The following is a 2,039-nucleotide window of genomic DNA, read 5'->3' on the forward strand; positions in this document are numbered from 1 at the left end:
GTAGTAGGGAGTCCGCTCCCTACTACCCCCCAGGTCGTAAGCCGGACCCCGGGCCGTACGACCCCCGTGTCCGTACGGTCCGGCCCGGGGTCCCCCAGGTCGGTCGGCCGAGCCGGCCGGCGACGTCGGCCGCGCGATCAGTCGGCCACCCGGATCAGCAACTTGCCGGTGCTGGTCCGCGACTCGACCAGCACATGCGCCTGCGCCACGTCCGCCAGGCCGAACTCCGCGCTGACCGGCAACTCCACCCCGCCCTCGGTGACGGTGTGGAACGCCCGGTCGGCTATCACGCGCAGCAGCGCCGGATCGGCGGCGGCCAGCCCGAGGATGGAGAAGCCGCCCACCGTGAGGGCGGTCGGCATGACGTCGGCAGGGCCGATCTGCCACGGTTCGTCGCCCCCGGCGTTGCCGAAGGAGATCAGCCGGCCGAACCGCGCGACCACCGCCTTCGTACGCCGAAAGGTTTCACCGCCGACCGAGTCGAGGGCGATGTCCACGCCGCGGCCGCCGGTCGCCGCCAGCACCTCCTGGTCGAAGGTGTCGGTCGTGAACACCTGGTCGTAACCGGACTTGAGGGCGTGCTCGGCCTTCTCCAGGCTGGAGACGACCCCGTAGACCGCGCTGGCGCCGCCGGCCCGGGCGAGTTGGCCGGTGACGGTGCCGACCCCGCCGGCCGCGCCCTGCACCAGGACGGTGTCGCCCTCGCGGAGCCTGGCCACTTCGTGCAGCAGGCCGTACGCGGTCGGCAGCACGCTGGGCAGGGTGGCGGCGGTGCGCAGGTCGACGCCATCGGGGACGACGAAGACGGCGGAGGCGGGCGCGACGACCACGTCGGCATAGCCGCCCCCGTCGAGGAACGCGGCCACCTCCTGGCCGGGGGTGAAGTCACTGACCCCGTCGCCGACTTCGCGGACCAGGCCGGAGACTTCGAGGCCGGGACGGAAGGGCAGTTCCGCTACCCGGTAGCCGACGGAACGGGCCAGTATGTCGGCGAAGTTGACGCCGGCGTAGGCGACCTCGATGGCTATCTGGCCAGGTCCGGGACGTGGTTCGGGCACGTCGGCGAGGGTGAGTACCTCGGGTCCGCCGAATTCCTCGATGACGATGGCGCGCATGTGGTGCTCCCCCTAGCTGGTCGGCCACCGCGCCGAGATGCTTCGGGCGCGGCGCCGGCGGTCGGTCCGTGCCTGGTCGGGTATTGCCTGCTGTTGACCTGAGTGCATTCTTCCCTGGGAACGCCCCCGTGCAGCCACGTTGTTCCCGACCTTCACCGGAAGATCACTGCCCGGGGCCGCCTCCCGCGCGCACCAGGCCGGACTCGTAGGCGAGCACCACCGCCTGTACCCGGTCGCGCAGTTCGAGCTTGGTGAGGATGCGGCCGACATGTGTCTTGACCGTCGCCTCGGACAGCACCAGCTTCTTGGCGATCTCGCCGTTGGACAGGCCCTGGGCGACCAGCAGCAGCACCTCGCGCTCACGCTCGGTGAGCCGGTCGATCCCGGTGTGGCCGGCGGGCTCCGCCGAGTTGGGCAGCATCGGGGTGAAACGGTCCAGCAGCCGGCGGGTGGTGCTCGGGGCGACCACCGCGTCCCCGCTGTGTACCGCGCGGATCGCGGTGAGCAGTTCGTCCGGCGGCACGTCCTTGAGCATGAAGCCGCTGGCGCCCGCCTTGAGCGCGGTGAAGGCGTACTCGTCGAGGTCGAAGGTGGTCAGGATCAGCACCCGGGGCGCGCCTGCCCCGGCGCGGGCCACGTCGCGGGCCACGCCGCGGTCCGTGTGGCGGTCGCCGCCGCAGATCCGGCGGGTGGCCTCCACGCCGTCCATCCGGGGCATCCGCACGTCCATCAGCACCACGTCGACCCGGGTGTGCCGCAGCACCTCCAGCGCCTCGACGCCGTCGCCGGCCTCGGCCACGACCTCCATGTCCGGCTGGGCGGCGAGCACCATCCGGAAGCCTGTGCGCAGCAGCGCCTGATCGTCGACGAGCATGACGCGGATCGCCATCGGTCGGCGTCCTTTCGTGGTCGGGTGGCCGGGGG

2 protein-coding genes are annotated in these 2,039 nt (G+C 72.1%); both read right to left on the reverse strand.

Annotation, left to right across the window (positions count from 1 at the left end; genetic code table 11):
• Positions 1-137 precede the first annotated feature (137 nt).
• Positions 138-1,115: a quinone oxidoreductase family protein gene (locus AC13HU_RS36255; protein WP_483046249.1), complete on the reverse strand. Its 978-nt coding sequence runs from the start codon at positions 1,113-1,115 to the stop codon at positions 138-140.
• A gap of 163 nt (positions 1,116-1,278) precedes the next feature.
• A complete protein-coding gene (locus AC13HU_RS36260) occupies positions 1,279-2,004 on the reverse strand; it encodes a response regulator (RefSeq protein ID WP_483046250.1) in 726 nt (241 codons plus the stop codon).
• Between the last annotated feature and the right edge of the window lie 35 nt (positions 2,005-2,039).

The sequence above is a fragment of the Streptomyces sp. NH27 genome, assembly GCF_056859195.1.